General features: G+C 60.5%; 31 protein-coding genes and 1 pseudogene. 16 read left to right on the forward strand and 16 right to left on the reverse strand.

What is annotated here, in order from left to right:
• Positions 1-32 precede the first annotated feature (32 nt).
• The 13 genes from DXT96_RS22285 to DXT96_RS22345 all read left to right on the forward strand — a co-directional run bounded on the left by DXT96_RS22285 (position 33) and on the right by DXT96_RS22345 (position 8,462).
• Positions 33-335 (forward strand): urease subunit gamma, encoded by a 303-nt coding sequence (locus DXT96_RS22285; RefSeq protein WP_006315002.1) that lies wholly within the window; start codon positions 33-35, stop codon positions 333-335.
• Between the two features lie 10 nt (positions 336-345).
• A complete protein-coding gene (locus DXT96_RS22290; protein WP_153516511.1) occupies positions 346-603 on the forward strand; it encodes a DUF1272 domain-containing protein in 258 nt (85 codons plus the stop codon).
• Between the two features lie 20 nt (positions 604-623).
• Positions 624-929: an urease subunit beta gene (locus DXT96_RS22295; protein WP_153516512.1), complete on the forward strand. Its 306-nt coding sequence runs from the start codon at positions 624-626 to the stop codon at positions 927-929.
• Position 930: 1 nt separating this feature from the next.
• Positions 931-1,287, forward strand: a complete 357-nt coding sequence (locus DXT96_RS22300) for a GFA family protein (RefSeq protein WP_149899908.1) — start codon at positions 931-933, stop codon at positions 1,285-1,287.
• A 3-nt stretch (positions 1,288-1,290) separates the two neighbouring features.
• Entirely contained in the window at positions 1,291-1,713 is a 423-nt protein-coding gene (locus tag DXT96_RS22305; protein WP_153516547.1) for a lysozyme inhibitor LprI family protein, read from the forward strand.
• Positions 1,714-1,718: 5 nt separating this feature from the next.
• Entirely contained in the window at positions 1,719-2,363 is a 645-nt protein-coding gene (locus DXT96_RS22310; protein ID WP_153516513.1) for a Urease operon accessory protein, read from the forward strand.
• A 4-nt stretch (positions 2,364-2,367) separates the two neighbouring features.
• Positions 2,368-4,077: an urease subunit alpha gene (gene ureC / locus DXT96_RS22315; RefSeq protein ID WP_153516514.1), complete on the forward strand. Its 1,710-nt coding sequence runs from the start codon at positions 2,368-2,370 to the stop codon at positions 4,075-4,077.
• A 12-nt stretch (positions 4,078-4,089) separates the two neighbouring features.
• Complete coding sequence (locus tag DXT96_RS22320) at positions 4,090-4,755, forward strand: TIGR02117 family protein (RefSeq protein ID WP_149899911.1); 666 nt, start codon at positions 4,090-4,092, stop codon at positions 4,753-4,755.
• 165 nt (positions 4,756-4,920) lie between these two features.
• Positions 4,921-5,457 carry a peroxiredoxin gene (locus DXT96_RS22325; protein WP_153516515.1) on the forward strand — a complete coding sequence of 179 codons (537 nt, stop codon included), beginning with the start codon at positions 4,921-4,923 and terminating at the stop codon, positions 5,455-5,457.
• Between the two features lie 145 nt (positions 5,458-5,602).
• Positions 5,603-6,085, forward strand: coding sequence for an urease accessory protein UreE (gene ureE / locus DXT96_RS22330; protein WP_153516516.1), 483 nt, complete (start codon positions 5,603-5,605; stop codon positions 6,083-6,085).
• A gap of 3 nt (positions 6,086-6,088) precedes the next feature.
• On the forward strand, positions 6,089-6,760 hold the full coding sequence (locus DXT96_RS22335) for an urease accessory protein UreF (protein ID WP_371418972.1): 672 nt from the start codon (positions 6,089-6,091) through the stop codon (positions 6,758-6,760).
• A 262-nt stretch (positions 6,761-7,022) separates the two neighbouring features.
• Complete coding sequence (gene ureG / locus DXT96_RS22340) at positions 7,023-7,634, forward strand: urease accessory protein UreG (RefSeq protein WP_065114033.1); 612 nt, start codon at positions 7,023-7,025, stop codon at positions 7,632-7,634.
• Positions 7,635-7,637: 3 nt separating this feature from the next.
• Positions 7,638-8,462, forward strand: coding sequence for an MBL fold metallo-hydrolase (locus DXT96_RS22345; protein ID WP_153516517.1), 825 nt, complete (start codon positions 7,638-7,640; stop codon positions 8,460-8,462).
• A gap of 71 nt (positions 8,463-8,533) precedes the next feature.
• Here the strand turns inward: DXT96_RS22345 and DXT96_RS22350 are convergent, their stop codons facing one another.
• The 11 genes from DXT96_RS22350 to DXT96_RS22405 form a co-directional block, all read right to left on the reverse strand.
• Positions 8,534-9,223, reverse strand: a complete 690-nt coding sequence (locus DXT96_RS22350) for a Crp/Fnr family transcriptional regulator (RefSeq protein ID WP_153516549.1) — start codon at positions 9,221-9,223, stop codon at positions 8,534-8,536.
• 444 nt (positions 9,224-9,667) lie between these two features.
• Positions 9,668-12,988: an efflux RND transporter permease subunit gene (locus DXT96_RS22355; protein WP_153516518.1), complete on the reverse strand. Its 3,321-nt coding sequence runs from the start codon at positions 12,986-12,988 to the stop codon at positions 9,668-9,670.
• Between the two features lie 13 nt (positions 12,989-13,001).
• The gene (locus tag DXT96_RS22360; RefSeq protein WP_153516519.1) at positions 13,002-14,195 is read right to left on the reverse strand and encodes an efflux RND transporter periplasmic adaptor subunit; all 1,194 of its coding nucleotides are present in this window, start codon (positions 14,193-14,195) and stop codon (positions 13,002-13,004) included.
• A gap of 364 nt (positions 14,196-14,559) precedes the next feature.
• Complete coding sequence (locus DXT96_RS22365) at positions 14,560-15,552, reverse strand: ABC transporter substrate-binding protein (RefSeq protein ID WP_153516520.1); 993 nt, start codon at positions 15,550-15,552, stop codon at positions 14,560-14,562.
• A gap of 21 nt (positions 15,553-15,573) precedes the next feature.
• The gene (locus tag DXT96_RS22370; protein WP_153516521.1) at positions 15,574-16,446 is read right to left on the reverse strand and encodes an ABC transporter permease; all 873 of its coding nucleotides are present in this window, start codon (positions 16,444-16,446) and stop codon (positions 15,574-15,576) included.
• Positions 16,443-17,318: an ABC transporter permease gene (locus DXT96_RS22375; RefSeq protein ID WP_153516522.1), complete on the reverse strand. Its 876-nt coding sequence runs from the start codon at positions 17,316-17,318 to the stop codon at positions 16,443-16,445. Before DXT96_RS22375 ends, DXT96_RS22370 begins: the two co-directional genes overlap by 4 nt.
• A gap of 234 nt (positions 17,319-17,552) precedes the next feature.
• Positions 17,553-18,347: an ABC transporter ATP-binding protein gene (locus DXT96_RS22385; RefSeq protein WP_153516523.1), complete on the reverse strand. Its 795-nt coding sequence runs from the start codon at positions 18,345-18,347 to the stop codon at positions 17,553-17,555.
• Positions 18,344-18,781, reverse strand: coding sequence for an NUDIX domain-containing protein (locus DXT96_RS22390; RefSeq protein ID WP_153516524.1), 438 nt, complete (start codon positions 18,779-18,781; stop codon positions 18,344-18,346). Before DXT96_RS22390 ends, DXT96_RS22385 begins: the two co-directional genes overlap by 4 nt.
• 2 nt (positions 18,782-18,783) lie before the next feature.
• Positions 18,784-20,241, reverse strand: coding sequence for a dihydropyrimidinase (hydA, locus tag DXT96_RS22395; protein ID WP_153516525.1), 1,458 nt, complete (start codon positions 20,239-20,241; stop codon positions 18,784-18,786).
• Positions 20,242-20,243: 2 nt separating this feature from the next.
• On the reverse strand, positions 20,244-20,672 hold the full coding sequence (locus DXT96_RS22400) for an endonuclease domain-containing protein (protein WP_153516526.1): 429 nt from the start codon (positions 20,670-20,672) through the stop codon (positions 20,244-20,246).
• Between the two features lie 188 nt (positions 20,673-20,860).
• A complete protein-coding gene (locus tag DXT96_RS22405) occupies positions 20,861-22,108 on the reverse strand; it encodes a Zn-dependent hydrolase (protein WP_194287707.1) in 1,248 nt (415 codons plus the stop codon).
• 260 nt (positions 22,109-22,368) lie between these two features.
• On the opposite strand from DXT96_RS22405, the gene DXT96_RS22410 reads away from it, so the two are divergent.
• The 3 genes and pseudogenes from DXT96_RS22410 (at position 22,369) to DXT96_RS22420 (ending at position 23,853) form a co-directional block, all read left to right on the forward strand.
• Positions 22,369-23,010: a TetR family transcriptional regulator C-terminal domain-containing protein gene (locus DXT96_RS22410; protein ID WP_149899924.1), complete on the forward strand. Its 642-nt coding sequence runs from the start codon at positions 22,369-22,371 to the stop codon at positions 23,008-23,010.
• A 254-nt stretch (positions 23,011-23,264) separates the two neighbouring features.
• Positions 23,265-23,588, forward strand: a pseudogene (locus DXT96_RS22415) (DUF2325 domain-containing protein); the annotation flags it as partial.
• On the forward strand, positions 23,569-23,853 hold the full coding sequence (locus tag DXT96_RS22420) for a hypothetical protein (RefSeq protein ID WP_153516551.1): 285 nt from the start codon (positions 23,569-23,571) through the stop codon (positions 23,851-23,853). The pseudogene DXT96_RS22415 and the gene DXT96_RS22420, both read left to right, overlap by 20 nt.
• A gap of 6 nt (positions 23,854-23,859) precedes the next feature.
• On the opposite strand, the gene DXT96_RS22425 is transcribed toward DXT96_RS22420, so the two are convergent.
• The 5 genes from DXT96_RS22425 to uppO all read right to left on the reverse strand — a co-directional run bounded on the left by DXT96_RS22425 (position 23,860) and on the right by uppO (position 26,873).
• Positions 23,860-24,270: a DUF423 domain-containing protein gene (locus tag DXT96_RS22425; RefSeq protein WP_153516527.1), complete on the reverse strand. Its 411-nt coding sequence runs from the start codon at positions 24,268-24,270 to the stop codon at positions 23,860-23,862.
• Entirely contained in the window at positions 24,267-24,668 is a 402-nt protein-coding gene (locus DXT96_RS22430; RefSeq protein ID WP_149899927.1) for a group II truncated hemoglobin, read from the reverse strand. The genes DXT96_RS22425 and DXT96_RS22430 overlap by 4 nt, the downstream gene beginning before the upstream one ends.
• 103 nt (positions 24,669-24,771) lie before the next feature.
• Positions 24,772-25,125 (reverse strand): DUF86 domain-containing protein, encoded by a 354-nt coding sequence (locus DXT96_RS22435; RefSeq protein ID WP_149899928.1) that lies wholly within the window; start codon positions 25,123-25,125, stop codon positions 24,772-24,774.
• Positions 25,125-25,421 carry a nucleotidyltransferase family protein gene (locus DXT96_RS22440; protein ID WP_149899929.1) on the reverse strand — a complete coding sequence of 99 codons (297 nt, stop codon included), beginning with the start codon at positions 25,419-25,421 and terminating at the stop codon, positions 25,125-25,127. The genes DXT96_RS22435 and DXT96_RS22440 overlap by 1 nt, the downstream gene beginning before the upstream one ends.
• A 36-nt stretch (positions 25,422-25,457) precedes the next feature.
• Positions 25,458-26,873 carry a polysaccharide biosynthesis phosphomannomutase UppO gene (uppO, locus tag DXT96_RS22445; RefSeq protein ID WP_153516528.1) on the reverse strand — a complete coding sequence of 472 codons (1,416 nt, stop codon included), beginning with the start codon at positions 26,871-26,873 and terminating at the stop codon, positions 25,458-25,460.
• Positions 26,874-26,934: the final 61 nt, after the last annotated feature.

The following is a 26,934-nucleotide window of genomic DNA, read 5'->3' on the forward strand; positions in this document are numbered from 1 at the left end:
TGCGGTGCAGGTGCGCAAGCTGCGGGACGACGATGAACCTTAGCCCAAGAGAAAAAGACAAGCTTTTGATTTCCATGGCCGCCATGGTGGCGCGCCGCCGGCTGGAGCGCGGCGTGAAGCTCAATTATCCCGAAGCGATTGCGCTGATTAGCGATTTCGTCGTTGAGGGCGCCCGTGACGGCCGCGCCGTTGCCGACCTGATGGAAGCCGGTGCGCATGTGATTTCACGCGATCAGGTGATGGAAGGCATTGCTGAAATGATCCATGATGTGCAGGTGGAAGCGACGTTTCCTGACGGCACCAAGCTGGTGACCGTTCACGAACCGATCCGGTGAGGGGGAAGGCATGGCGCTGGAACTGAGGCCCAATTGCGAATGCTGCGACCGCGATCTTGCACCCGACAGCCGGGATGCGATGATCTGCTCGTTCGAATGCACCTTCTGCGTTGATTGTGTGACGGATGTGCTTCAAGGCGCCTGCCCGAATTGCGGCGGTGAGCTGGTTCGCAGGCCGGTCCGCCCGACGGCAAAGCTCGTCAACAATCCGGCGTCAACGAAGCGCGTGCTGAAGGCCGAAGGCTGCGCGGCCGCGACCGCCGCCTGAGACAGATAAGGGAGAGCACCATGAAGCCAGGCGAAATCATTACCGCAGAGGGCACCATCGAACTCAATGCCGGCCAGCCGACGGTGACGATCGAAGTGGCCAATTCCGGCGACCGGCCGGTCCAGGTGGGCAGCCATTACCATTTCTTCGAGACCAATGCCGGGCTTATTTTCGAGCGCGACAAGGCGCGCGGCATGCGTCTCGATATCCCGGCAGGCACGGCGGTGCGTTTCGAACCCGGCCAGAAGCGGGAAGTAACGCTGGTGCCGCTTTCCGGCAAGCGTGAGGTTTACGGTTTTCGTCAACAGGTCATGGGGAGGTTATAAGATGGCCAGTGCGCATTATCATGGAAGCTGCCAATGCGGCGACGTCAGCTTCGAGGTCGATGCCGATCTCGATCATACCATTGTCTGCAATTGCTCGCGCTGCAAGCGTCTGGGCTCGACGCTCGCCTTTGCGCCGCGTGAGAAATTCACCCTGCTTTCCGGCGAGGACAAGCTGAGCGAATATCTCTTCAACAAACATAAAATCCATCATCTTTTCTGCTCCACCTGCGGCATTGAAAGCTTTGCTTATGCCGATGGGCCGGATGGAACGCCGATGGTGGCGGTGAACGCCAATTGTCTTGATGGCGTTGATCCTCGGGCGTTGAAGCCGCAGGCTTTTGACGGCGCGGCGGCCTGAATGATGATTGAGAGACGGAAAAGTCTTTTCGTGGCGGCTGTGCTGCTTACCGTCACCGCCGGCTTTTCGATGCCGGCTGCCGCGCAGAACGAACCGGATTGCAAGGCACCGGAAACGCAGGCGGACATGACCATCTGCGCCGGCAAGGACTATGAAAAGGCCGACAAGCAGCTGAACGCCGAATATCAGAAGCTGCGCAAGCTGCTCACCGAGCGCGACAAGACGGCGGATGCAAGCGGCAAGGGTGCGACTGACGCTCTGGTGACTGCGCAGCGCGCCTGGGTGGCGTTTCGGGATGCCAATTGCGCGCTCTCCGGCTTTCAGGCGCGCGGCGGCTCGATGGAACCGATGCTGATCTCGTCCTGCCTGGCCGATCTGAGCGGCAAGCGCGCCGAAGAACTGCGCCAGCTTGCCGAGGGTTTCTGAACGGCATGGGGCGGCGCATCACGATTGTCGGAAACGGGGAACTGCCGCCGGGTGCGGCTGATTTCATCGACCGTTCCGACATCGTCATCCGCTTTAATGATTGCCGGTCTCTGGGGTCTGGCGGCACACGCACCGATGTGGTGGCCGTCTGTAACACCGGGCGGCCGGGTCGGGAGATGACTGAAGGCACCGATTGGCGCGAGAGCGACGGGGTGCGGCAGGCTGCCGCCATCTGGTCGGTGCGCGATCCCGCAAAGTTTGCCGAAATGGAGCCGGATATTCGCCGGCGCTGGCCGGAACTGACCGACTTCTGCGCCGATTATACCGCTGGCTTTGCCGCCATTGCACGAGAAACCGGCAAGAGCCACATCGTTATTCCGCGCGGCCTGCACGAAAGGCTGGATGCGGCGCTCGAAGCCTATACGCGCGCACCCTATGTTTGCCCCAGCACTGGCCTTTTCGCCATCGCCCATGTTCTTGAGAGCGTCAGCGGTGATGGTGATGAGGTGGCGATTGCCGGTTTCGGCCATCAGGGCTGGAGCGGTCATCCATTTGCCGCTGAACAACAGCTGGTCGAAGCCCTGGCGGGCAAGGGCCGGCTCAAACGAATTTCTCGCACATCGATTTTCTCCGCATCCCAAGGAGCCTGAGCCCATGCCTTACAAGATTTCCCGCGCCGCCTATGCCGGCATGTTCGGCCCGACCGTTGGCGACAAGGTACGTCTTGCCGATACCGAACTCTTCATCGAGATCGAGAAGGACCACACCACCTATGGCGAGGAAGTGAAATTTGGCGGCGGCAAGGTCATTCGCGACGGCATGGGCCAGAGCCAGGCAACACGGGCTGAGGGTGCTGTCGATACCGTCATCACTAATGTGGTGATCGTCGACCATAGCGGCATCTACAAGGCGGATGTGGGCCTGAAGAACGGTCGCATCCACGCCATCGGCAAGGCCGGCAACCCGGATACGCAGCCGGGCGTGACGATCATCGTCGGTCCCTCTACGGAAGCGATCGCCGGCGAAGGCAGGATCCTGACCGCCGGCGGTATGGACGCGCATATCCATTACATCTGCCCGCAGCAGATCGAGGAAGCGCTGATGAGCGGCATCACCTGCATGCTGGGCGGCGGCTCTGGCCCCGCGCATGGCACGCTCGCCACCACCTGCACCGGCGCATGGCACATCGAGCGGATGATCGAAAGCTTCGATGCTTTTCCGATGAATCTGGCGCTGGCCGGCAAGGGCAATGCCTCGCTGCCCGCACCGCTGGAAGAGATGATCCTTGCCGGCGCGTCGTCGCTGAAGCTGCATGAGGACTGGGGCACGACGCCCGCCGCCATCGACAATTGCCTGACGGTCGCCGACGAATACGACGTGCAGGTGATGATCCACACCGATACGCTGAACGAGAGCGGCTTCGTGGAAGACACGGTCGCCGCCATCAGGGGCCGCACCATCCATGCCTTCCACACCGAAGGTGCGGGCGGCGGGCATGCGCCTGATATCATCAAGGTCTGCGGCAACCCCAACGTCATTCCGTCTTCCACCAATCCGACGCGGCCCTATACCGTCAATACGCTGGCCGAACATCTTGACATGCTGATGGTGTGCCACCATCTGTCGCCGTCCATTCCGGAAGACATCGCCTTTGCCGAAAGCCGCATCCGCAAGGAAACCATTGCGGCGGAAGATATTCTCCATGATATCGGCGCGTTTTCGATCATCTCGTCCGACAGCCAGGCCATGGGCCGTGTCGGCGAAGTGGCGATCCGCACCTGGCAGACCGCCGACAAGATGAAACGCCAGCGCGGCCGCCTGAAGGAAGAGACCGGCGAAAACGACAATTTCCGTGTGCGCCGCTACATCGCCAAATATACCATCAACCCGGCCATCGCGCAGGGTGTCAGCCATGAGATCGGCTCCATCGAAGTCGGCAAGCGCGCCGATCTTGTCTTGTGGAACCCGGCCTTTTTCGGCGTGAAGCCGGAGATGGTGCTGCTCGGCGGTTCGATTGCCGCTGCACCCATGGGCGATCCCAATGCCTCCATTCCCACCCCGCAGCCGATGCACTACCGGCCGATGTTTGCGGCTTACGGCAAGCTGCGCACCAATTCCTCGGTTACTTTCGTATCACAGGCGGCGCTGGATGCCGGCCTTGCCCAGCGCCTCGGCGTCGCCAAGAAGCTTTTGGCGGTGAAGAACGTGCGCGGCGGCATTTCCAAGGCGTCGATGATCCACAATTCACTCACCCCGCATATCGAGGTTGATCCCGAGACCTATGAAGTGCGGGCGGATGGCGAATTGCTGACCTGCGAACCCGCCACCGTGTTGCCGATGGCGCAGCGTTATTTCCTGTTTTAACGGGGCGTTGCGTTGAGAACTGTCCTCAGATGGATCGGCGGCGGCGTGCTGCTGATCGTGCTGCTTCTTGTGTTCGGCACTGTGGTGCCGCGCCCCTTTTTCGCCGATGATGCAAGCGGCGTGAGGGATCGCGAAATCCTGCTATTGTCGAACCCGATCCATACGGACATTGCCCTGCCGGTGGATGACGATCTGCGGCGGGTGTTTTCCGAGTTGCAGGAAGGCGGTATTGCCGTCAACCATCCCGCAGCTGCCACTCTGGTGTTCGGCTGGGGTGGTCGGTCGTTTTACATACAGACACCTACATGGGCAGATCTGAAACCGATGCCGGTGCTGCGCTCGTTTACGCTGGATCAATCGGTGATGCATGTCGATGTGACGGGGGATTTTCCCGCCGATCTGGCCGGGGTGAAACGGCTTCGTATTTCTGAAGCCGGTTATCAGCGCCTTCTCGCGGGTATCAGGGCAAGTTTCGTCAGAAATGACGGCAAGGTCCAGCTTGTCCCCGGCGCCGCCTATGGTTTGACGGACGCGTTTTTCGAGGCGAATGGCTGGTTTAATGCGTTTGCCGGTTGCAACACGTGGTCGGCCGCCATGTTGCGCGAGGCCGGTATTCGAACCGGCTGGTGGACGCCCTTGCCGCCGCTGTTGCGCTGGTCGGTCGATCTCCACAATTGATCCCCCGCCGATGCGGCATTTCGTACATTCGATGACTTAAATCCGATTTTTATGCTGCACCGCAGCGCATCTTGCGTTATGGAAACGGCAAAAGAATCCCGCGCGGATTGATCCCAAGCGATCTGCGTAAAACACCAGAAATTGAGACAGATCAGGAGAAAAGACATGCTCGGCAAAAAAGTGCCCGCCGTAACTTTCCGCACGCGCGTTCGTGACGAGGCCGTTGGCGGCCCCAACCCGTTCCGCTGGCAGGACATGACCTCCGACGATTATTTCAAGGGCAAGAAGGTCGTCCTGTTTTCGCTGCCCGGCGCCTTCACGCCGACCTGCTCGACCTTCCAGCTGCCCGATTTTGAAAAGCTGGCGGGTGAATTCCGCGCGCTCGGCGTCGATGAAATCTATTGCCTGTCGGTCAACGATGCCTTCGTCATGAATGCCTGGGCAAAGGGCCAGAACCTCGAAAACGTCAAGGTCATTCCGGATGGTTCGGGCGAGTTTACCCGCAAGATGGGCATGCTGGTCGCCAAGGACAATCTCGGTTTCGGCATGCGCTCCTGGCGTTACGCCGCCGTCATCAATGACGGTCTTGTCGAGCAGTGGTTCGAGGAAGAGGGCTATCAGGACAATTGCGAATCCGACCCTTACGGCGTTTCCTCGCCGCAGAACATTCTGGAAAACCTGAAAAGCCGCGCTGCGGCCTGATTGGTTTGTTATTTTGTGAAGGCCCGGCAGCGATGCCGGGCTTTTCCTTTTCCGAGGCACGCGTGCCCCGAAATCGCTTCTTGAAATCCCCGCGCCTATCCGTCAAAAATCGAAACCCCAAGACAGTTTTCGAACGGATCATCCCATGCTGCGCGTTACCTCTTACCATCCCGCCGGAACCCCTGGCGATGAGCCTTCCGGTTATGTCACGCTGGCGCATGACCAGCGGCATCTGCGCCGCAAGCTGCTGCATCTGCAAAATGACGAGATGGTGATGCTCGATCTGAAGGAAGCCGTGCTGTTTGCCCATGGCGATCTTCTCGTGGTGGAAAACGGTGATCTGATCGAGGTTCGGGCTGCGGCTGAAAAGCTGTTTGAAATCACGCCGAAGGATCGGCTTCACCTGATCGGGCTTGCCTGGCATCTGGGCAACCGGCATCTTGCCGCGCAGATCGAGGAGGAGCGTATCCTCATCCTGCGCGACCACGTCATCCGCGCCATGCTCGAAGGTCTCTGCGCCACGGTGCGCGAGGTGGAAGAACCTTTCCAGCCGGTTCGTGGCGCCTATCACGCCCATGGCGGTCATTCCCATGGGCATGACCATGGCCACCATCACGATCACGGCTGATCCGTGAGCGACGATCGCGGCGTTGCCGCGCTGCTGCGGCTGATGGCCTGGCTGTCGCCAGCCTTTCCGGTTGGTGGCTTTTCCTATTCCGGCGGGCTGGAAAAGGCGGTTGAGGACCGGCGTGTCTGCGATGCCGCTGAACTGGACGGCTGGGTGGAGACGCTTTTGCGCCACGGCAGCCTGTGGAACGATGCGGTGTTTCTGGCGGAAGGCTGGCGCAGGGGCACCGATGCCGCCGCCCTGAATGAAACGGCCACCCTGGCGCGGGCGCTGGCCGGCTCGGCGGAGCGATATCGCGAAACGGTGCTCCTGGGTGATGCCTTCGTTGCCGCTGCCGGCGCATGGCCGCATGCGGTTCTGGAACTATTGCCGAAGGAGTGCCCATATCCTGTCGCCGTCGGGGCCGTGGCCGCCGCGCATGCGGTGCCGCTTCAGGAAACGCTTGCCGCTTTCGCACATGCCGGGGTCTCGCAACTGGTTTCGGCCGGCATCCGCCTCGGCGTGGCAGGCCAGAAGGATGGCGTCGCCATTCTGGCCGCAAGCGAGGCGGTGATTGCGGAGATGGCGGCGCGGGCTGCGCAATCCACGCTCGATGACCTCGGCAGCGCCACGATCCTCGCCGATACGGCGGCGATGCGCCACGAGATGCAGGGCACGCGGCTTTTCCGTTCTTGAAAGCTACGGCATTGATGGAGCGAGTGTATGCCGCTTGTTTCTTCTCCCCGAGGGGGGAGAAGGTCGCGGCAGCGGGATGAGGGGGTAAGCTCTCGGTATATTGCTGGCGTTGCCCCCTCATCCGACCCGTCGGGCCACCTTCTCCCCGGTGGGGAGAAGAAACAGGCGGCACGGTTCTTGCTTATCTTGAAGCGATAAGCGGAGGAGATATGGTGAGACAGGACCGAAGCATAGTGAAGGAAACACAGTCGTGAAATCGGGCATGAAATCGGGCAATGGCCCGCTGCGCGTCGGCATTGGCGGGCCGGTTGGTTCGGGCAAGACGGCGCTGACGGAAAAGCTCTGCAAAGCGATGAGCGCTGATTATTCCGTCGCCGTCGTTACCAATGATATCTACACCAAGGAAGACGCTGAGGCGCTGGTGCGCATGCAGGCGCTGCCGTCGGAACGTATCGTCGGCGTCGAGACGGGCGGATGTCCGCATACCGCCATCCGCGAGGATGCGACGATCAATCTGCAGGCGATTGCCGGGCTCAATGCGCGGTTTCCCGATCTTGATGTCGTCTTCATCGAATCCGGTGGCGACAATCTCGCCGCGACCTTTTCGCCCGATCTTGCCGATATCACCATCTATGTGATCTCCGTCTGCCAGGGCGAGGAAATTCCGCGCAAGGGCGGGCCGGGCATCACCCGCTCCGACCTGCTGGTCATCAACAAGAAGGATCTGGCACCCTATGTCGGGGCCGATCTGACTGTCATGGACAATGATGCGACCCGCATGCGCAATGCCATGCCCTTCGTCTTCACCGATATGAAGCGCGGTGACGGTGTGGAGCGCATCGTCGGTTTCCTGAAAGAGCAGGGTGGTCTCTGAGCCATGAATACGCCTCTTCATTTCGGCCCCTATGCTGTCTCCCGTTTTGTCGATGGCGTTTACAAGGCGCCCGTCGGCCATCTCATCCATCGGCAGGGCGAGACGGCGCTGGCCGCGGTTCTCGACGGGCTTGAAGGCGAGACGGTGGATGTGGACGTCAATTGTTTCGCGCTCTCCGGTCCTGATGGCATCTGGCTGGTCGATGCCGGTTGCGGCACGGCCTGGGGTGCCCCCTATGGCCATGCCCGCGCGGCGATGATCGCCGCCGGTATTCAGCCGGCCGACGTGAGGCGTGTCATCCTCACCCATATTCACGGCGATCATGCGCTTGGCCTCATTGATGGCGAAAAGCCCTATTTTCCCAATGCGGAAATATGGGTGCCGGAGGCGGATCTCGGCTTTTTCACCAGTGCGGATGCCCGCAAGAGCCTGCCGCCTGCCCGGCAGGGCGGTTTCGATCTCGCCGCCCGGCTGCTCGACATTTGCGGTGCCATGCTGCGGCCGATCCCCATGGGCATGATTGCCGAGGATATCGAGGCGATCTCCATGCCCGGCCACACGCCGGGGCATGCCGGCTATCTCATCGGCAACGGCGATAACCGGCTGTTATTGTGGGGTGATGTGCTGCATGTCAGCGGATTGCAGGCTGACGATCCTGAAATCGCTTTCGTTTACGATATCGATTCCGAACTTGCCTATGCCACCCGTCTTGCGGCGCTGGCGGAGGCGGCCGATCACGGCTGGCTGGTGTCCGGCGGCCATCTCGGCGGGTTTTTTCATATTGAACGGCAGGGCGATGGCTTCCGCTTTGTGCTGCAGCCGGGCTGATCTGCCCTTTCCGGAATGGCGAAAGGCGGGCTGCCGGCTGGCATCCCGCCTTTCTTCCTCTCCCGCTATCTTCAGATCTGCTTCAATGCGGCGACGTCATTGACCTGCACGATGCGGCCACGCACGGTGACGCCTGATTTTTTCAGCGCCGAGAAGGCGCGCGACAGAGCTTCCGGCGCAAGGCCGAGCTTGCCGGCAAGCAGGCTTTTCTGGAATGGCAGCCGCATCGAAAAGGATGTCGCGTCGCGCGGGCCCTGATTGATGAGATAATGGGCGACGCGTTGTGGTGCTGTCTGCAGCCGGTCGTTGGCGATACAATCCATGGTGCCGAGCAGGCTGTTGGAAAGGCAGCGCATGACGGCCTTGGCGATTGCCGGTTCCTGATCGATCAACGTGCGGATTCTCGCCAGATCAAAACGCGCCACCGTGCAGCTTTCCGCCGCCTGCGCGCCGTAACGATAGCTGTCGCTGCCGAAAATCAGGCATTCGTTGAACGTATCGCCCGGACCGCTGACGCGCACATCCGCCTCGCGCCCATGCCTGTCCAGCCGGTAAAGGCGGACATAACCCGACAGAACGCAATAAAAATGCTGCGCCGCTTCGCCTTCCTTGAAGAGCACATGGCGGGCGTTGACATTGATGATGGTCGCCGCCTCCATCAGCTTCAACGCCACTGCGTCATCCGCTATCCCGATCAAGGGCGCGCGCAGCAGAATGTTCCTGTCCCTGTTGCTCAGCTTCACGGTCTTGTTCACGTCCATCCGGCTCCCGCTCAAACCTTTTGCCGGGCTGTCCGCAGCGATACGAAACCGGGGATGTTCCGTCTCTCTCACGCCTATCTGCAAAGAACTCATCGCATTATCCTTCGACCGGCAATTCCCGATGCGAGGGAGATTAGCAGTTCACCTGAAAAGCGAATTGATTTCGATCAAACGGGTTTTGGCAATATGGCCGGGCCACTCGTGCTCCAGACAGAAGGTCAAATATGGAGCGGGCGAGTACGGCATATTTCTTCTCCCCGAGGGGGAGAAGGTCGCGGCAGCGGGATGAGGGGGCAAGCTCCCCGTAAATCTCTGCCGTTGCCCCTCATCCGACCCTTTGGGCCACCTTCTCCCCCTTGGGGAGAAGAAGCAAGCGGCGACGCATTGCGCAAAATAAGAACGCCGGGCACAAGGCCCGGCGTTTCAATCTTCATTTTGCAAGCTTCACTCCGCAGCAAGCGGCGGCAGCCGCAATATATTGCTGCCCCTGTCGCTGGATTTGTCTCCCGAGCCCTTTTCCATGCCGGCGACGCGGGCCTCCAGCGAGGAGAGCGCCAGGCTGTTTTCGCGGGCGATCTCCGAGAGTTTCTCGTTGGAGAGAGCCTCTTCCTCCTCTTCCTTCTTGCCGACGAAGCGGCCGAAGAGGTGGGCGAGCAGGCGCGACAGGTCGTCCATGATCAGGAAGAAGGCCGGAACCACGATCAGCGACAGCACGGTCGAGACGATGATGCCGCCGATGACCGCGATTGCCATCGGCGCGCGGAACGAGCCGCCTTCGCCGACGCCGAGTGCCGAAGGCAACATGCCTGCCGACATGGCGATGGAGGTCATGATGATCGGGCGGGCGCGTTTGCGACCGGCCTCGATCATGGCTTGCACCCGTTCCATGCCATGACGGCGCATTTCGATGGCGAAGTCTACCAGGAGGATGGCGTTCTTCGTCACGATGCCCATCAGCATCAGGATACCGATGAGAACCGGCATGGACAGCGCGTTCTGGGTGATGATGAGCGCGACGGCCACGCCGCCGATGGCGAGCGGCAGCGAGAACAGGATGGTGAAGGGCTGGATGACATCCTTAAACAGCAGGATGAGCACCACCAGCACCAGCAGCAGGCCGAGCAGCATGGCGTTAACGAAGCCCTGCTGCATTTCACCCTGCACCTTGGCGTCGCCGCTTTCCGCCAGGCGGACGCTTGCCGGCAGTTTGGTTTCCGCCACGATCCGCTTGAACTCGGCCGTCGATGTATCGAGCGCCGTGCCGAACGGCACGTCGGAGCCGATGGAGACGACGCGGTTGCGGTCGTTGCGCTTGATCGAGCTTGGACCTTCCGAATAGTCGATATCGGCAACGCTGTAGAGCGGCACCAGCGACCCGGATGCGGTCTTGATCTTCAGGGCGCGGATGGTGGCGAGATCGCGGCGGGTATCGATGGACGCCTGTACGCGGATCGGAATCTGCCGGTCATCGAGCGAGATCTTCGTCAGCAGCGCATCGATATCACCGATGGTGGCGACGCGAACCGTCTGCGAAATCTGCTGCGGCGTGATGCCGAGGCGGGCGATTTCATCCTTGCGCGGGCGGATCTGCAATTCCGGACGCGGCAAGGCGCCTTCCGAGCTGACATTGGCGAGGATGGGCGAGGCGCGCAGGCGGCTTTCGAGAATGCCGACGGCGTCGTTCAGGTCCTTCTCGTTCGACGACAGGAAGTTGAAGCTCAGTTCGCGTTCCGCACGGTCGTTCAGCTTGATGATGCGCACATCCGGAATGGTGCGGACCTTGGCGAAGATATCCCGTTCCACATCCCATTGCGGTCGGATGCGGCCCTTTTCTTCCACCTTCGGAAGATATTGGCCGATGAGCGGAATGGAGCCCAGCCCCTTGTTGACCAGCACCTTCAGAAGCGAGTGGTCGATATGCTGGAGGATGACGTTGACGGTGGCGCGGCGAAGTTCCAGATCGCCCTTGGGCGACGCGCCGCCGAGAATGAAGACGCTTTCCACGCCGTTGATGTCACGGATGGCATGGAAGATCTCGGTCGTTGTCCGGTCGGTTTCGTCAAGCGTCGCATTGGGCGGTAGTTCCACCGAAAGCGTCACGCGCGAAGCGTCGTCCGGCGGCAGGAAGCTGCCCGGAACGCCGGCGAGAAGAATGACGGAGGCGACGAGGAAGCCGATGGCGCCGATGAGCGTCAGGTAACGTGCCCACCATTTGCGGGTGGTGGCGGAAACCATGCGCGTATAGGCCTTCATCAGGCGGCCGTCATTGTCGTGATGGTCGTCCATCGCGTCTTCGGCACGCATCAGATAGGCCGCCATCAGTGGCGTGATGAGGCGGGCCACCGCCAGCGAGAAGAACACCGAGAAGGCAACCGTCAGACCGAACTGGATGAAGTACTGACCGGGAATGCCGGGCATGAACGACACCGGCACGAAGACGGCGATGATGGTGAAGCTGGTGGCGATGACGGCGAGACCGATTTCGTCGGCGGCCTCCAGTGCTGCCCGATACGGCGTCTTGCCCATCTTGATATGTCGGGCGATGTTCTCGATTTCCACGATGGCGTCGTCCACGAGAATACCCGTGGCGAGCGTCAAGGCCAGGAAGCTGACGAGGTTGAGAGAAAAGCCCATCAGGTCCATGATCCAGAAGGTCGGGATCGCGGAAAGCGGTAGCGCCACGGCGGCAATCAGCGTGGCGCGCCAGTTCCTGAGGAACAGCAGGACGACGATGATGGCGAGGATGGCGCCCTCGATCAGCGTATCCAGCGCCGCCTTGTAGTTGCCATAGGTGAAATAGACGGCGTCGTCGACCATCTGGATCGAGACTTCCGGATGATCCTTGCGGACCTTTTCGAGGCTTTCCGCCACGGTTTCGGCGACCGAGACCTCGCTTGCGCCCTTGGAGCGGAACACTGAGAAGGTGACGGCGGGGTTGCCGTTGAACCGTGAGAAGGATTTCTGCTCCTGATAGGTGTCGGCCACCGTACCCAGTTCGGAAAGCTTGACGAAGCGGCCGTTGGAGAGCGCAATGGTGGTGTTGGCAAGCTGCGTCACGTCGCGCGTATCGCCGAGTGTGCGGATCGTCTGCTCATTGCCGCCGATCTGGCCGCGGCCGGAACCGAGATCGATATTGGTGCCGCGCAGCTGGCTGTTCACCTCGCTCGCGGTGATACCGTAGGCATCGAGCTTTTCGGGGCTGAGCGAAACACGCACTTCGCGGTCCGCACCACCGTAACGGTCGACCTTGCCGATGCCGGACTGGCCCTGCAGCGAGCGCTTGATCGTGTCGTCGACGAACCAGGACAGTTCTTCGAGTGTCATGTTCGGCGAAGAAACGGCAAAGGTCTGGATCGCCTGGCCTTCGACGTCGATCTTGCTGACGACAGGCACTTCGATATCGGAGGGCAGATCGCTGCGGATCTTGTCGATGGCGTCCTTCGTGTCCTGAACTGCTTCTTCCGTCGGCTTTTCGATGCGGAAGACGACTGTTGTCGTCGACTGGCCGTCGACCACGGTGGACTGGATTTCATCGACGCCGCTGATGGCGGCGACGGCGTCTTCGATTTCCTTCGTCACCTGCATTTCCAGCTCGGAGGGCGAAGCGCCGCTCTGGGTCACGGTGACGGCAACGACGGGAACGTCGATATTCGGAAAACGGGTGATCGGCAGGGTCTTGAAGGCCTGCATGCCGAGGATCATCAACAGCGCGAAGCCGAGAAGCGGCGCAATCGGGTTACGGATTGACCATGCGGAGAAGTTCATTTCATTCCCTCAGTCAGTTGGACGCAGCCGTCTGGGCCTCGACCGGTCGGATCCGGTCACCATCACGCACGAATGCTCCAGCTTTCTCGACAACCTTGTCTCCAGCGGTAAGGCCGCTGACAATTTCGATAAAACCGCTGTCTTCTATGCCGGTCTCGATCTTCACCTGCTTGACGACGTCGCCTTCCACCTTGCGGGTGGTCGAGCCTTCGCGTCCGGAGGTGACGGCCGATAGCGGCAGGGCAAGCGCGTTCGTCTCTTCGACGATGATCTCGGCGCTGGCATACATGCCGGATCGTGCCGGGCTGTTTTCCGGCAGCACCACATGCACGGAGCCGAGGCGCGTCGTCGGATCGACGGTCGGCGAAACGAGGCGCACCTTGCCCTCTATTTTCTGGGTTCCGCCGGCAACCGTCAAATAGGCTTTCTGGCCGGCCTTGACCTTCTGAATATCGGTTTCGGAAAGATCGGCGACGAGTTCGATCGCACCATCCTTGATGACGGTGAAAAGCGGGTTGCCGGAACCGCTGGCAATGGCCCCGACCTTGGCGTTCTTGGCAGAGACGATGCCGGCCACGGGGGTTTTCACGCCCGTGCGCGTCAGCTTCAGATCGATGTCGTCGATCTGCGCGTCAACGACCTTGATATCTGCTTCGCCAGCGGAAACGGCCTGTTTGGCGGCCTCGAGCCGGGCCTGCGCCACCTGAGCGGCGGCCTCGGTCTTTTCCGTCTCGGAGACGGAACCGGAGCCGCTCTGGCCGAGCTTGGCGGCCCGGTCTCGCTGGCGGATAGCGTCGTTGAGATTGGCCTGCGCTTCCAGAACCTGCGCCTTCGACTGGGTGACGGAGGCTTCGGCCTTGGCCTTGTTGGCCTCAAGCTGGCTCTTTTGCAGCACAAGGCTGTCGGAGGAGAGCACGGCCAGAACCGCATTGGCTTCCACCCGGTCGCCGATATCGGCATTCAGCGTATCGATCGACAGGCCGTCAACCAGCGGCTGGACGTAAATCTCGTCCACGGGGCGGATCGTGCCTGTCGCGATGATGCGGTCGACGAGATCGCGTTTTGCGGCGTGCGCCACGATGATGGAGGGCAGATTCTGCTGTTTGGCCGGTGCCTGCGCTTCGCCTTCGGCGGCAGCCGAAAAAGGCAGTGCCGTTGCGGAAAGAAGGAGTAAAACAAAGCGGTTGAAGGTAAATTTATGCTGCATGTGTCTTGGCTCGCGCAATATCCGATCGCATGTCCTGCAGCCGTAAGGCGTGTTTTAATAGGTCATGCGATAGCGAATGTGAAACAAGGGATCACAATACTTCCTTTTCGATCCTCCCGATTCAAACGCCCCTCAACGCGAACCTTAAGCACATTGCCCTTGTGCTTTTTCTACAAGATCAAATTTGGCAGTCTTGTGGGGCGGACTCTAATTGTTGTTGTCGTGCAAATCAATCCGCATAGCCACGATGGTTGATATACATTTTTGTATAGGTCTGGATATTGTAATTGGTCAAATAGGTTACCAGTGAAAAAAGAAACGCGCGGACAGGGCCGCGCGTTTCATGCTTTCGGGTTCGATTTGACTATTTCAGCGCCGCATCGGTGATTTCGGTGGTGTAAGCGCCGGAGGGTTCCTTGGTGATGACAGGATCGGACCCGCCGCCGAGCAGGGTTTTGACGGTGCGCTCATAATCCGCCTTGTCGAGCGCGCCTTTCGAACCGGCAGTCAGTTTTGCCACTTCGCCCATCATCCGCTTCTGGTGCTTTTCGGTCTGGGCGCCGGAGGCGTCGTTTTCGAGAACGATACCGGCGGCATCGTCAGGGTTTTCTTCCGCCCACTTCCAGCCCTTCATCGAGGCACGGACGAATTTGACCATGTCCTCCTTGAATTTGGCGTCCTTCAGCTTGTCTTCGAGAACGTAGAGCCCGTCTTCCAGCGTCGCCACGCCCTCGTCTTCATATTTGAAGGTGACGAGGTCTTCCGGCTTGATGCCGGCGTCGAGGACTTGCCCGTATTCATTGTAGGTCATGGTGGAAATGCAGGCGGCCTGCTTTTGCAACAGCGGATCGACGTTGAAGCCCTGCTTGAGAACGGTGACGCCATCAGCCCCGCCGGTGGTCGGGATTTTCAGGTGCGCCATCCATGACAGAAACGGATATTCATTGCCGAAGAACCAGACGCCGAGCGTCTTGCCCTTAAAGTCGTCAGGCTTGGTGATGCCGGTTTCCTTGAGGCAGGTGAGCATCATGCCAGAGGATTTGAACGGCTGGGCGATATTGACCAGCGGCACGCCCTTTTCACGGGTGGCGAGTGCGGATGGCAACCAGTCGACGATCACGTCAGCACCGCCACCGGCCAGAACCTGCGCAGGCGCAATATCCGGGCCGCCCGGCTTGATATCGACATCAAGGCCTTCGGCTTCATAGAAGCCCTTGTCCTTGGCGACGTAATAACCGGCAAATTGCGCCTGGGTCACCCATTTCAGCTGCAGGGTCACCTTGTCGGCGGCCTGCGCATTCACCGCCGTCATCAGTGACGCGCCGGCCAGAAGCATGGATGCAAGTTTCATTTTCATCGCTGTTCCCTTTTTCGTTATTTACGTTCGTCCCCCACGGACGGACGGATGCCAGAAGGTGACGGCCCGCTCTGCGAGCGCCACAAGACCATAAAAGCCCGAACCTGCCAGCGCTGCGACAGCGATTTCGGCCCAGACCATATCGACATTGCTGCGGCCCATTTCCGCCGAAATGCGGAAACCCATGCCGACGATGGGCGTGCCGAAGAACTCCGCGACAATGGCGCCGATCAAGGCCAGCGTGGAATTGATTTTCAGCGCATTGAAGATGAACGGCCAGGCGGCGGGCAGGCGCAGTTTCACCAGCGTCGGCCACCAGCCGGCGGCATAGGTGCGCATCAAGTCGCGCTCCATGTGGCTTGCGGCGGCAAGACCCTGCACCGTGTTCACCAGCATCGGGAAAAACGTCATGATGACGACGACGGCGACTTTCGACTGCCAGTCGAAGCCGAACCACATGACCATGATCGGCGCGATGCCGACCACCGGCAAAGCGGAGACGAAATTGCCGATGGGCAGCAGTCCGCGCTGGAGGAAGGGAGAACGATCGATGAGGATGGCGACGGCAAAGCCAAGGCCGCAGCCGAGCACATAGCCCGTCAGCACGGATTTAAGGAATGTCTGGCGGAAATCCGCCCAGAGGATCGGCAGAGAGCCGAGAAGACGGGCTAGGATGGCGCTGGGGGCCGGCAGCAGGATGGGCGGCACGGCAAAGCCGCGCACGATGCCTTCCCAGAGCGCCAAAAGGGCAAGTCCGAAAAGCAGCGGCACGGCGATGTCGCTGATGCGCTTTGCGGCGGGCGCGGAGAACCTGCGGCGCACCAGCCATTCGTTCACGGCCCAGGCGGCAAGCCAGAACAGGATCGCGCCGATAAACCAGCCGGGGTTCGTCATGGTCTTGCTCCCATTCGCTTGAGGACTGCGGCATGGGCGATGCCGATAATGGAGACCAATAGGGCGGCGACACCGGCTGCCATGAACAGCGCCGCCCATATCTGCACCGTCTGGCCATAATAGGAGCCGGAGAGCAGGCGCGCGCCGAGACCGGCGACGGCCCCTGTCGGCAATTCGCCGACGATGGCGCCGACCAGCGCAATCGCGATGGCGATTTTCAGCGAGACGAAGAGATAGGGCAGGGCGGCAGGCCAGCGCAACTTCCAGAAAATCTGGCCCGGCGAGGCATTATAGGTGTGCATCAGGTCCAGCTGGATGGTTTCGGGACTTCTCAGCCCCTTCACCATGCCGACGACGATGGGGAAGAAGGACAGGTAGGTGGAGATCAGCGCCTTGGGCAGCAGCCCGGAAATGCCGATGGAATTCAGCACCACGATGATCATCGGTGCAATGGCGAGGATGGGGATCGTCTGGCTGGCGATGATCCACGGCATGACGGAGCGATCCATGGCGCGGTTATGCACGATGGCGACGGCAAGCAGGATGCCGAGGACCGCACCGATGGCGAAACCGAGCAGTGTGGCGGAGAGCGTGACGCCGGCATGATAGACGAGGCTGCGCTTGGAGGTGATCGCCTTGTTGACGGTGGTGTCCCACAGTTCGGCGGCAATCTGGTGGGGGGCGGGGAGGACCGGGCGTTCCTGTGCGAAGGTTTGCGGCAGGAGTTGTGAGAAGCTCAATGTCTGGCCTGCGCGGGTGGCCTGATCGCGGGCGAAGGGCATGTTGAGATAGATGACGGCGATGTGCCAGAGGATGAGGATGGCGAGGAGGACGGTGAGGATTGGGAGGAGGCGGTGGCGGAGGAGGGTCATTGTTTTTCGCTCCGCTGCGTGCATCGAGGGTGATGATTAGCGGTGACCTGTGGGTGAGGCTTACCCCCCTCTGCCCTGCCGGGCATCTCCCCCACAAGGAGGGAGATCGACTCGCGGCGATGTTTCGGCCATCTCAACGCCTGTGGAAAGAGCATTGGTAGCGCTCCTTGCCGATCTCCCTCCTTGTGGGGGAGATGCCCGGCAGGGCAGAGGGGGGTAATGCTGGCGCTGACCTCACCCCTCATAGCTATGCCCCGCCTTCAGCCCCTCACGCACGCGATGCGCAATCGCCAGAAACTCCGGCGTTTCCCTGATTTCAAGCGGCCTCTCCCTCGGCAGAGTAGACTCGATCACGTCAGTCACTCTCCCCGGCCGCGGTGACATGACGACGATTTTCGTCGACAGATAAACGGCTTCCGGAATGGAATGGGTGACAAAGCAGATGGTCTTGCCGGTCGTATCCCAGAGTTTCAGCAGCTGTTCGTTCAGATGATCGCGGACGATTTCGTCGAGCGCGCCGAAGGGTTCGTCCATCAGCAGCAGGTCGGCATCGAAGGCGAGCGCGCGGGCGATGGAGGCGCGTTGCTGCATGCCGCCGGAAAGCTGCCAGGGGTATTTCTTGCCGAAGCCGTTGAGGTTGACGAGGTCCATCGTGCGGTCGATGCGTTCGCGCTGCTCGGCTTTGGTGTAACCCATGATTTCGAGCGGCAAAGCGATGTTCTTTTCGATGCTGCGCCAGGGATAGAGGGCTGCGGCCTGAAAGACATAACCGTAGGATCGGTCTTGCCGGGCGGTTTCCGGCGTCGTGCCGTTGACGGTGATCTCTCCCGATGTGTGTTTTTCGAGATCGGCGATCACCCTCAGAAAGGTAGTCTTGCCGCAACCCGACGGGCCTATGAAGGAGACGAATTCGCCCTTGCCGACTTCGAGATCGACATTGGACAGCGCATGCACCGGGCCATCTCCCGTTTCGAAGGTGAGGCCGAGATTTTTGGCGGAAACGACGGAATAGGGGGAGGCCGGCTTCATCGTGGCTTGGTTTCGCTTTCCGTCAGGGCCGCGCGCGCCAATGGCAGCATGCGGGTTTCGGTGAGTCTGGCGATCGGCAGATCGGGCTTGGCGTCGAGATCGAGCCAGCGCACTTCCTCGATTTCCGCCTGCGGCAGAACCTCGGTATGAAGTCTGGCTATAAAAGCATGGGCAACGACGTCGGCCCCCGGCTCATTGGCGGCTTCCTCCCGGAAGACACCTTCGTAACGAACGGCATGGTCTGGCAACGTCAGGCCGATTTCCTCGGCAAGTTCGCGGTGAAGCGCCTGCTGTGGTGTTTCGCCCGGGTCGATCTTGCCGCCCGGTTGCATGAATTGCGTGGTGCCGCGCTTGCGCACCACCAGCATCTGCCGCCGCTCGTTTAAAAGAACGGCAGCGGCGATGATGATTTCACGTTTTGCTTCAGTGTTCATGATCACACGCCCGATGCCGGAATGCCGCTGCGTTCCACCCGGCGCGGCGAAACGAGTTCTTTCCAGGTGGAAAGCGCCCGGCTGACGGCGGGGTAGGGGTCGCGGGGGATGAACTGGCCGTGGCCCGGCTGCGTTTCGATGCTGCCTTCCTCCACGCTGACGAGACCGCGCGACAGGGTGAAGCGCGGCAGCCCCCTGATCTTTTGTCCCTCAAACACGTTGTAGTCGATGGCCGATTGCTGGCTCGCTGCGCTGATGGTCTTTTTCAGTGCCGGATCCCAGACGACGATATCGGCATCACTGCCAACGAGGATCGCGCCCTTTTTCGGATAGATGTTGAGGATCTTGGCGATGTTGGTTGAGGTGACGGCGACGAATTCGTTCATCGTCAGGCGGCCGGTCGCCACGCCGTGGGTCCAGAGCAGCGGCATGCGATCCTCCAGCCCGCCGGTGCCGTTGGGTATCTTGCGGAAATCGCTGGTGCCGAAACGTTTCTGCTCGGTGGTAAAGGCGCAATGATCGGTCGCCACGCATTGCAGCGAACCTGACGCCAGACCCGCCCAGAGGCTGTCCTGATGCTGGCGGTTGCGGAACGGCGGCGACATGACCCGGCGGGCGGCGTGATCCCAGTCGGGACTGGCATATTCGCTGTCGTCGAGGATCAGGTGCTGGATCAGCGGCTCGCCATAAACACGCATGCCATTCTGCCGGGCGCGGCGGATCGCTTCATGCGCCTGCTCGCAGGAGGTGTGGACGACATAAAGCGGCGCGCCGGCCATATCGGCGATGATGATGGCGCGGTTGGTGGCCTCACCTTCCACGGCGGGTGGCCGCGAATAGGCGTGGGCCTCGGGGCCGATATTGCCTTCCGCCATCAGCTTTTCCTGCATCTGCGCGACGATATCGCCGTTTTCCGCGTGCACGAAGGGAATGGCGCCCAGCTCGGCGCAGCGCGAGAAGGAGGCGAACATCTCGTCATCATTCACCATCAGTGCGCCCTTATAGGCCATGAAGTGCTTGAAGGAATTGATGCCCTTTTCCAGAACCACCGTCTTCATCTCGTTGAAGACCTGCTCGCCCCACCAGGTGACGGCCATGTGGAAGGAATAATCGCAATTGGCTCGCGTCGCCTTGTTGTCCCAGCGTTGCAGCGCGTCGAGAAGCGATTGCCCCGGTTCGGGCAGACAGAAATCCACCACCATGGTGGTGCCACCGGCCAGCGCCGCCCGCGTACCGCTCTCGAAGTCATCGGCGGAATAGGTGCCCATGAACGGCATTTCCAGATGCACATGCGGATCGATGCCGCCGGGCATGACGTAACATCCGGTGGCATCGAGGATCGTGCCGCCGGTCAGATCAGGCCCGATTTCGGTGATTTTGCCGCCTTCGATTTTGACATCGGCCTTGTAGGTCAGGTCTGCGGTGACGATGGTGCCGTTTTTGATGATGGTGGCGGTCATGGTTACGTGTTCCCGGTAGCGAGGGCTGGCGAATAACGGTCGGGATGATCAGGCAGGAAACTCTCGGCGTTCAGGACGGCGAGGATGGTGTTGAGCGTCGAGGAGAGCTCTTCGAAAATTTCGTGGTTCCAGAAGCGCAGAACCGCATAGCCCTCGCGGTTCAGCCAGAGCGTTCGTTGCCGGTCGTGCGTGGAAGAGGCGTGCTGCGACCCGTCCAGTTCGACGATCAGCTTTTTTTCGCGGCAGACAAAATCGGCGATGTAAGGGCCGAGAGGAACTTGCCGACTGAATTTGAAACCGTTTAGCCGCCGGTTTTTCAGTTCGTACCAAAGGCGGTATTCGGCATCCGTTTCGTCATGGCGGAGCTTTCGGGCCTGGGTGGTTTTGCCGGAATGGCGCTTCGATGCTTTTTTACCGATGTGATCGGCCATGACCCTTGCCCCCTCATCCGGCCCTTCGGGCCACCTTCTCCCCGGCGGGGAGAAGAAATGTGAGGCACCGTCGCAGGTTTTTGCGACGTGGGTGAGAGGGGCGAAAACACTGCCGCGTGTTTCTTCTCCCCGCCGGGGAGAAGGTGGCCCGAAGGGCCGGATGAGGGGGCCTGCCATCGTGGGTACGATCATTCCACGATCTCCGCAGTCTCAAGCACCGCATGCAGCAGCACGTCGCAACCGGCCTTTGCCCATTCCTGCGAAATCTCTTCCGCCTCGTTGTGGGAAAGCCCGTCCACGCAGGGGCAGAAGATCATGGTGGAGGGGGCGACCCTTGCGGTCCAGCAGGCATCGTGGCCGGCGCCGGAGATGATGTCCATCTGGCTGTAGCCGAGTTTTTCGGCGGCGGCGCGCACGCGGCCGACCAGAACCGGATCGAAGGTGACGGGATCGAAATGGCCGATGGCCTCGATGGTGCAGCCGACGCCGAGTTCTTCGGCGATCTGGGGCACCTCACGTTCGAAAATCGCACGCATGCTGTCGAGTTTCGCCTGCGAGGGGGTTCTGAGGTCGATGGTGAAAACCACTTTGCCCGGTAACACATTGCGGGAATTGGGGGTGAAGATCATCTGGCCGACGCCGGCCACCGCACCCGGCTGGTGGGCCATTGCCACTTCCTGCACCTTTTCGAGAATGCGGGCGGCGGCGAGGCCGGCATTGACGCGCATGGCCATCGGGGTGGAGCCGGTATGGGCTTCCTTGCCGGTCAGCGTCACCTCCAGCCACCACAGGCCCTGGCAATGGGTGACGACGCCGATCTGTTTTTGCGCCGCCTCGAGGATCGGCCCCTGTTCGATGTGGTATTCGAAATAGGCGTGCATTTTACGCGCGCCGACCTCTTCCTCGCCCAGCCAGCCAATGCGCTTCAGTTCGTCGCCATAGGTCTTGCCGTCAGTATCGGTGCGGCTATAGGCGTAATCGAGATCGTGGATGCCGGCAAAGACGCCGGATGCCAGCATGGCGGGCGCAAAACGCGCGCCCTCCTCGTTGGACCAGTTGGTGACGGTGACCGGGTGTCTGGTCCTGATATTGAGATCGTTCAGGCTGCGCACCACCTCCAGCCCGGCCAGCACGCCAAGCACGCCATCGAACTTGCCGCCGGTCGGCTGGGTGTCGAGGTGGCTGCCGATATAGACGGGCAGCGCGTCCGGATCCTCGCCGGGGCGGGTGGCGAACATGGTGCCCATGCGGTCGATACCAAGCGTCAGGCCCGCCGCCTCGCACCAGCGCTTGAACAGGTGGCGGCCTTCTCCATCCTCATCCGTCAGTGTGCGGCGATTATTGCCGCCGGCGATGCCGGGGCCGATCTTCGCCATGTCCATCAGACTGTCCCACAGACGGTCGCCATTGACCGTCAAGTTCTTACCCGCCGCCATGAAGTGTCGTCCTCACCTGTTTTGTTTTTATCGAAGCAAAGCTTGTGCCGTTCCCGTTTTTGCCGGCTAAGATAACAGCCATTGCCTTGTGCTGGCGATGATGGATAAATTGACCGGCTGGTAAACAATGCAAATTTGCGATGACGTCAGCAAGGGACTTTTGTGACGAATCGCACTAATTTTGCCCAAACTGTACGCGTCGATTATTTTTTAATCATACTGTAGCGGCAATTGCATCGAAAAGAAACAGAGAGCAGAGAATGGCCATACCGCGCGCAGCGAAAACACAGAAGCGGACCCGCATTCAGGAGGAAAAGCAGGAAGCTATCCTCGAGGCAGCGCTCAGTGTCTTTTCCATCAATGGCTTTCGTGGTTCCACCATAGACCAGATTGCCGAGGCGGCCGGCATGTCCAAGCCGAATGTGCTTTATTATTTCCGCACCAAGGAGGCGATGCATCGCGCGCTCATCGAACGGGTGCTGGATACCTGGCTTGATCCGCTCAGGGCTTTTGATGCCGGGGGCAATCCCGAAAGCGAGATCCGTTCCTATATTCGCCGCAAGCTGGAAATGTCGCGGGATTTTCCGCGTGAAAGCCGGCTGTTCGCCAATGAAATCCTGCAGGGCGCGCCGCATATCGAGGATGAGCTGAAAGGGCCGCTGAAGCAACTGGTGGATGAAAAGGCCGAGGTGATCCGCGCGTGGATGAAGGCCGGCCGGATCGCCAAATGTGATCCCTACCATCTTATCTTTTCGATCTGGTCGACAACCCAGCATTATGCGGATTTCGATGTGCAGGTGCGGGCGGTGCTGGGTGACAGACACGGCGGGGATGGCCGTTTTGAAGATGCGGCCCGGCATCTGGAGCAGCTTTTCATGGGTGGATTGCGGCTAAACGGCTAAGCGGGACGGGTTCTCGCGAATATGTGATCGATGTTTTGCGTCAAAACATGAGGAAAATGATCACCTTTATACTTTACTCTAAAACTCATCTTTATTATGGTGCCGCTATCCCGAACGTCCGGGGCATGAAAAATCAACCGGCAGGTGAGGGAATGGCACGCAAGGAAAAGAAGAAGGCCGGACGCGGCGGCAAGCAGGGTATTGGCGCGCCACAACCTGAAAGGGACGTGGTCGCACAGCAGCCTTCCGGCCCGAAAAGCTTTCTTTATGTCGGCGGCCGTGACTGTCAGGTTGCGCATCTTCGTCAGATCGCCAGCAATTTCGGCGCCGAGCTGATCCACCACGATGGCGGCCTGCGTGAAGCGGTGTCGCGCATCGATACCGTTCTCCCCTCCGTCGACTGCGTTTTCTGCCCGATCGACTGTATCAGCCACGATGCGTGTCTGCGGGTGAAGTCGGGTTGCAAGAAATTCGGCAAGACGTTCATTCCGCTGCGCAATGGCAGCAAATCCAGTCTGGAGCGGGCGCTGCAGACCATGAATGAACGGACCTCCAGCGATGAGCGACGAGCGCAATAATTTCCATGATGATGAGCCCGCGGCAGCAGAAGCCTGCCGCGTGGAACTGCACAAGATGGCTGAACAGGGCGCTGATCCGGCCCTGACGGACATGTATGAGATCGTCGGCGAACGGGAGCGGCGCAACCGTGCGGCGGCTGACAGCAATGTGGTGACCTTTCCCCATCTACGCACCCGCCAACCCGGCGAAACGCCGTCTTTCGCGCTCGGCGAAGCGGCTGAAGGCGGCCGCAACATCCTGTCATTTCGCTGGACGCGGCGTTAAGGCCGATCAGCCTTTCGGCTTCAAAAATGCCCCGGCGCAGAGCACGAGCCATCCGGCAATCATACCAAGGCCGCCCGTGGGGGCGGCGAAGGGAAACAGGCTGTGGCCGGAAAAATGCCTTGTGACGAGATCACCGACAAAGATCGCGGTACCAAGCCCGAGGATCAGGCCCGCCGGAATGGCGGTTCTGATACGGTCCGCGCCGATATTGAGCGCCACCAGCACCGGGGCATGCGCCAGCGCCATGGCCGAGGCATTGCCCAGCATATAGGTCTCGCCGGTATGCGTGGCGGCGGCAGCAAGCATGACGCCCGCAGCCCCGAGCAAACCGCCCAGCAGCAAAATGAAGGATCGCAGCCGTTCGCGCGGCACTGTTGCGCCTGTCGAACTTCCGTTGCTCACGCTTGAATTGCTCATGGGCTGTCCGCCTCCTGGTTCTGCATGTGAAAGGCCAGTCGCTCCACCGGCGCCCAGATGATCTCGCGCAGCTTCGGGTTCTCGATGGTCTCGTCCATGGCGCGGCGGAAGCAGAGCAGCCATTCGTCCCGCTCGGCAGGGCCGATGGGCGCGACGAAATGGCGGCGGCGCAACATTGGATGGCCGTGTTTCTCGACATAGACGGGCGGTCCGCCAAGATATCCCGTCAGATAATCGTAAAACTTCGCCTCGCTGCCGGAAAGATCGGCAGGGTGGATGGCACGGCAATGCGCCGCCTCCGGCAGGGTGTCCATCAATTCATAAAAGCGCCGGGTCAGGGCCTTGACGGTCGCATCGCCGCCGATCGCTTCATAAAGGGTAGTGGTCTCGCCGCTCATCGTCCGCCTCTTCTGGCCCTGCGGTCCTTATCGCTTTCTCAAGCGGGAAGAGCAACAGGGAAAGGCGGGATGCGACATTTGGGACATTGTGCCGATAGACCCCTCAGTTTTCGGATCTGATGGATCGTTGAATAGCCTGAACGGCGATTTTGAGTGGTGCGACATGTTCGGTAACCACGGCCCAAACCACATCGTCCGCGATCTTGTGGTATTCATGGCGGAGAATATTGCCGATCCCGCGAATTTGTTTCCATGGAATGTCCGGTGCGAGGTCCAGCAAGTCCTCCGGAATGTGCCGTGATGCCTCGGAAACGATCTCCAAGGCGCGCTGTACAGCAAGCTTGAGGAGCCAATTCTGCTGGAAATCAGCAAGTGACAGGCCTGCGGTGTGGGTCTCAATGCCGTTTATGGCCTCCAGAATTTCGGAGAGAACTGGTCCGACCCTGCGTTTAATCATCAAAATATCCGGACTGCGGATTGTTCGATGTCATTGCGAAGCAGCGGGTGGAGGCTGTTGCGTGTCGTCACGTCCACTTCCACCGCCAACTCTTCTTCCAGAAACTGCTTGATACCGACGAGATCGAGCAATGAGAAACGGCGGTCCGGATCATAGTCGATGAAGATGTCCAGATCGCTTGAGCCAAGGGCTTCATCGCGGGCCGTCGATCCAAAAAGATAGAGCGACGTTGCGCCCATGCTTTTCACCGCATGAGCGTGTCGCCTGAGTTTTCTGATCGCGTCCGTTCTCTTCATGCGTTCAGCTTATATCATCCCGCATGCGCCATCCACTCATCCAAAATTGCGGATGAGATCGAGCCCCTTGTTCAGCAGCGTTTCGGCTTCGTCCTGATTGGCGGCTTCGACGTAGCAGCGCATTTCGGGCGCGTTGCCGGAAGGGCGGAAGTGGATGGTGCTGCCGTCGGTGAGTGCCACGCGCAGGCCGTCGATGTCGCTGAGCGTCTTGACCTTGCCGACCGGGGCGAGGAAAGCCTCAAGATTGTCGCGCGAAGCGCGCAGATGCGTCATCAGGGCGGCGCTTTTTTCCTGGGCGAAATTCTCCAGACGGTCGGCGGCGGCGACCGGCAGATTATAGGCGGCGGCGATCTCCGACAGCGGCTTTTTCTGCTCGGCCGACAGAAGCAGCACGGCGAGGATAGGCAGGAAGCTGTCACGCGTCGGCAGCGGCGAGACTGCCCTGCCGTTGAGGGTGAAGGCGGAAGCGGTCAGCAGGCCGCCATTGGCCTCGAAGCCCATGACGCCGTTTCTGCCGGCGGCAAGCGCCTCTGCCATGCCGGCGATGACGAAAGGCGAACCGACCCTGGTGCGGACGACCTCGAAGGAACCGCTGGCTTCAATGCCGGAATTGGAGGTGACGGGGGTGACGACCACGCCGGCATCGAGGAAATTCGCGGTGATAAGCCCGATCAGGTCGCCGCGCAGCGGCACGCCGTTTTCATCGGCAAGCAACGGGCGGTCGCCGTCGCCATCAGCGGAAACGATGGCGTCGAGACCGTGCTGCGGCGCCCAATTTTTGAGAAGCGCCAGCGTTTCCGGCGAGACCGCCTCGGTATCAACAGGAATAAAGGTTTCGGAACGGCCGAGCGGTACGACATCAGCGCCATAATGGGCGAGCACGTTGACGAAGAGATCGCGCGCCACGGTGCTGTGCTGATAAACGCCGATCTTGAGGCCCGACAGCGCCTTTTCCGGCAGGAGGGAGATGTTGCGTTCGTAGAAAAGTTCAGCTGCAATTGCGGAATGGTCTTCCGCCGTCGCGGCCTCGTCACTCACACCTTCCGCTTCGACTTCGACTGCAAGGGCGGCGATTGCCGTTTCATCCTGCTTGTCGATTTCGCCGTCCGGGCGATAGAATTTGATGCCGTTGCGATCGGCCGGAATATGCGAGCCGGTGATCATCAGCGCGCCTGCTTTCAGCGACAGGCCGTAAAGCGCCAGAGCCGGTGTCGGCACCGTGCCGCAATCGAGCGGGGTGAGACCGGCCTTTTTCAGGGCGGCGATACAGGTGGCGGAAACATCCGGGCTCGAGTCGCGGAAATCGCGGGCCACAAGAATGGGGTCGCCGGCCTTTGCCTGACCCGATGTGAGAAGGTGCCTTGCAAATGCCGTCGCATAGACGGCCGAGGCTTTTCCTTTCAGATCGACAGAGAGACCACGAAGGCCGCTCGTTCCAAATTTCAGGCTCATGCCAAACTCCGTTTCGATAAAATCTTTGAGGTTCAAATGGATAATATAAAAATATAACGGC

This window comes from Agrobacterium sp. ICMP 6402, assembly GCF_009498615.1.
GTDB lineage: Bacteria > Pseudomonadota > Alphaproteobacteria > Rhizobiales > Rhizobiaceae > Agrobacterium > Agrobacterium burrii.

Excerpts from the sequence above, each read along its gene's own strand:
- ureE (WP_153516516.1), top strand. The coding sequence starts at position 5,603 with ATGCTGCGCGTTACCTCTTACCATCCCGCCGGAACCCCTGGCGATGAG.
- DXT96_RS22285 (WP_006315002.1), top strand. The coding sequence starts at position 33 with ATGAACCTTAGCCCAAGAGAAAAAGACAAGCTTTTGATTTCCATGGCC.
- ureG (WP_065114033.1), top strand. The coding sequence starts at position 7,023 with ATGAAATCGGGCAATGGCCCGCTGCGCGTCGGCATTGGCGGGCCGGTT.
- DXT96_RS22440 (WP_149899929.1), bottom strand. The coding sequence starts at position 25,421 with ATGAAGAGAACGGACGCGATCAGAAAACTCAGGCGACACGCTCATGCG.
- DXT96_RS22375 (WP_153516522.1), bottom strand. The coding sequence starts at position 17,318 with ATGACCCTCCTCCGCCACCGCCTCCTCCCAATCCTCACCGTCCTCCTC.
- uppO (WP_153516528.1), bottom strand. The coding sequence starts at position 26,873 with ATGAGCCTGAAATTTGGAACGAGCGGCCTTCGTGGTCTCTCTGTCGAT.
- DXT96_RS22300 (WP_149899908.1), top strand. The coding sequence starts at position 931 with ATGGCCAGTGCGCATTATCATGGAAGCTGCCAATGCGGCGACGTCAGC.
- DXT96_RS22405 (WP_194287707.1), bottom strand. The coding sequence starts at position 22,108 with ATGGCGGCGGGTAAGAACTTGACGGTCAATGGCGACCGTCTGTGGGAC.
- DXT96_RS22365 (WP_153516520.1), bottom strand. The coding sequence starts at position 15,552 with ATGAAAATGAAACTTGCATCCATGCTTCTGGCCGGCGCGTCACTGATG.
- DXT96_RS22430 (WP_149899927.1), bottom strand. The coding sequence starts at position 24,668 with ATGAGCGGCGAGACCACTACCCTTTATGAAGCGATCGGCGGCGATGCG.
- DXT96_RS22355 (WP_153516518.1), bottom strand. The coding sequence starts at position 12,988 with ATGAACTTCTCCGCATGGTCAATCCGTAACCCGATTGCGCCGCTTCTC.
- DXT96_RS22305 (WP_153516547.1), top strand. The coding sequence starts at position 1,291 with ATGATTGAGAGACGGAAAAGTCTTTTCGTGGCGGCTGTGCTGCTTACC.
- DXT96_RS22290 (WP_153516511.1), top strand. The coding sequence starts at position 346 with ATGGCGCTGGAACTGAGGCCCAATTGCGAATGCTGCGACCGCGATCTT.
- DXT96_RS22370 (WP_153516521.1), bottom strand. The coding sequence starts at position 16,446 with ATGACGAACCCCGGCTGGTTTATCGGCGCGATCCTGTTCTGGCTTGCC.
- DXT96_RS22435 (WP_149899928.1), bottom strand. The coding sequence starts at position 25,125 with ATGATTAAACGCAGGGTCGGACCAGTTCTCTCCGAAATTCTGGAGGCC.
- hydA (WP_153516525.1), bottom strand. The coding sequence starts at position 20,241 with ATGACCGCCACCATCATCAAAAACGGCACCATCGTCACCGCAGACCTG.
- DXT96_RS22420 (WP_153516551.1), top strand. The coding sequence starts at position 23,569 with ATGAGCGACGAGCGCAATAATTTCCATGATGATGAGCCCGCGGCAGCA.
- DXT96_RS22345 (WP_153516517.1), top strand. The coding sequence starts at position 7,638 with ATGAATACGCCTCTTCATTTCGGCCCCTATGCTGTCTCCCGTTTTGTC.
- DXT96_RS22325 (WP_153516515.1), top strand. The coding sequence starts at position 4,921 with ATGCTCGGCAAAAAAGTGCCCGCCGTAACTTTCCGCACGCGCGTTCGT.
- DXT96_RS22400 (WP_153516526.1), bottom strand. The coding sequence starts at position 20,672 with ATGGCCGATCACATCGGTAAAAAAGCATCGAAGCGCCATTCCGGCAAA.
- DXT96_RS22410 (WP_149899924.1), top strand. The coding sequence starts at position 22,369 with ATGGCCATACCGCGCGCAGCGAAAACACAGAAGCGGACCCGCATTCAG.
- DXT96_RS22310 (WP_153516513.1), top strand. The coding sequence starts at position 1,719 with ATGGGGCGGCGCATCACGATTGTCGGAAACGGGGAACTGCCGCCGGGT.
- DXT96_RS22350 (WP_153516549.1), bottom strand. The coding sequence starts at position 9,223 with ATGGACGTGAACAAGACCGTGAAGCTGAGCAACAGGGACAGGAACATT.
- DXT96_RS22385 (WP_153516523.1), bottom strand. The coding sequence starts at position 18,347 with ATGAAGCCGGCCTCCCCCTATTCCGTCGTTTCCGCCAAAAATCTCGGC.
- DXT96_RS22295 (WP_153516512.1), top strand. The coding sequence starts at position 624 with ATGAAGCCAGGCGAAATCATTACCGCAGAGGGCACCATCGAACTCAAT.
- ureC (WP_153516514.1), top strand. The coding sequence starts at position 2,368 with ATGCCTTACAAGATTTCCCGCGCCGCCTATGCCGGCATGTTCGGCCCG.
- DXT96_RS22360 (WP_153516519.1), bottom strand. The coding sequence starts at position 14,195 with ATGCAGCATAAATTTACCTTCAACCGCTTTGTTTTACTCCTTCTTTCC.
- DXT96_RS22425 (WP_153516527.1), bottom strand. The coding sequence starts at position 24,270 with ATGAGCAATTCAAGCGTGAGCAACGGAAGTTCGACAGGCGCAACAGTG.
- DXT96_RS22390 (WP_153516524.1), bottom strand. The coding sequence starts at position 18,781 with ATGAACACTGAAGCAAAACGTGAAATCATCATCGCCGCTGCCGTTCTT.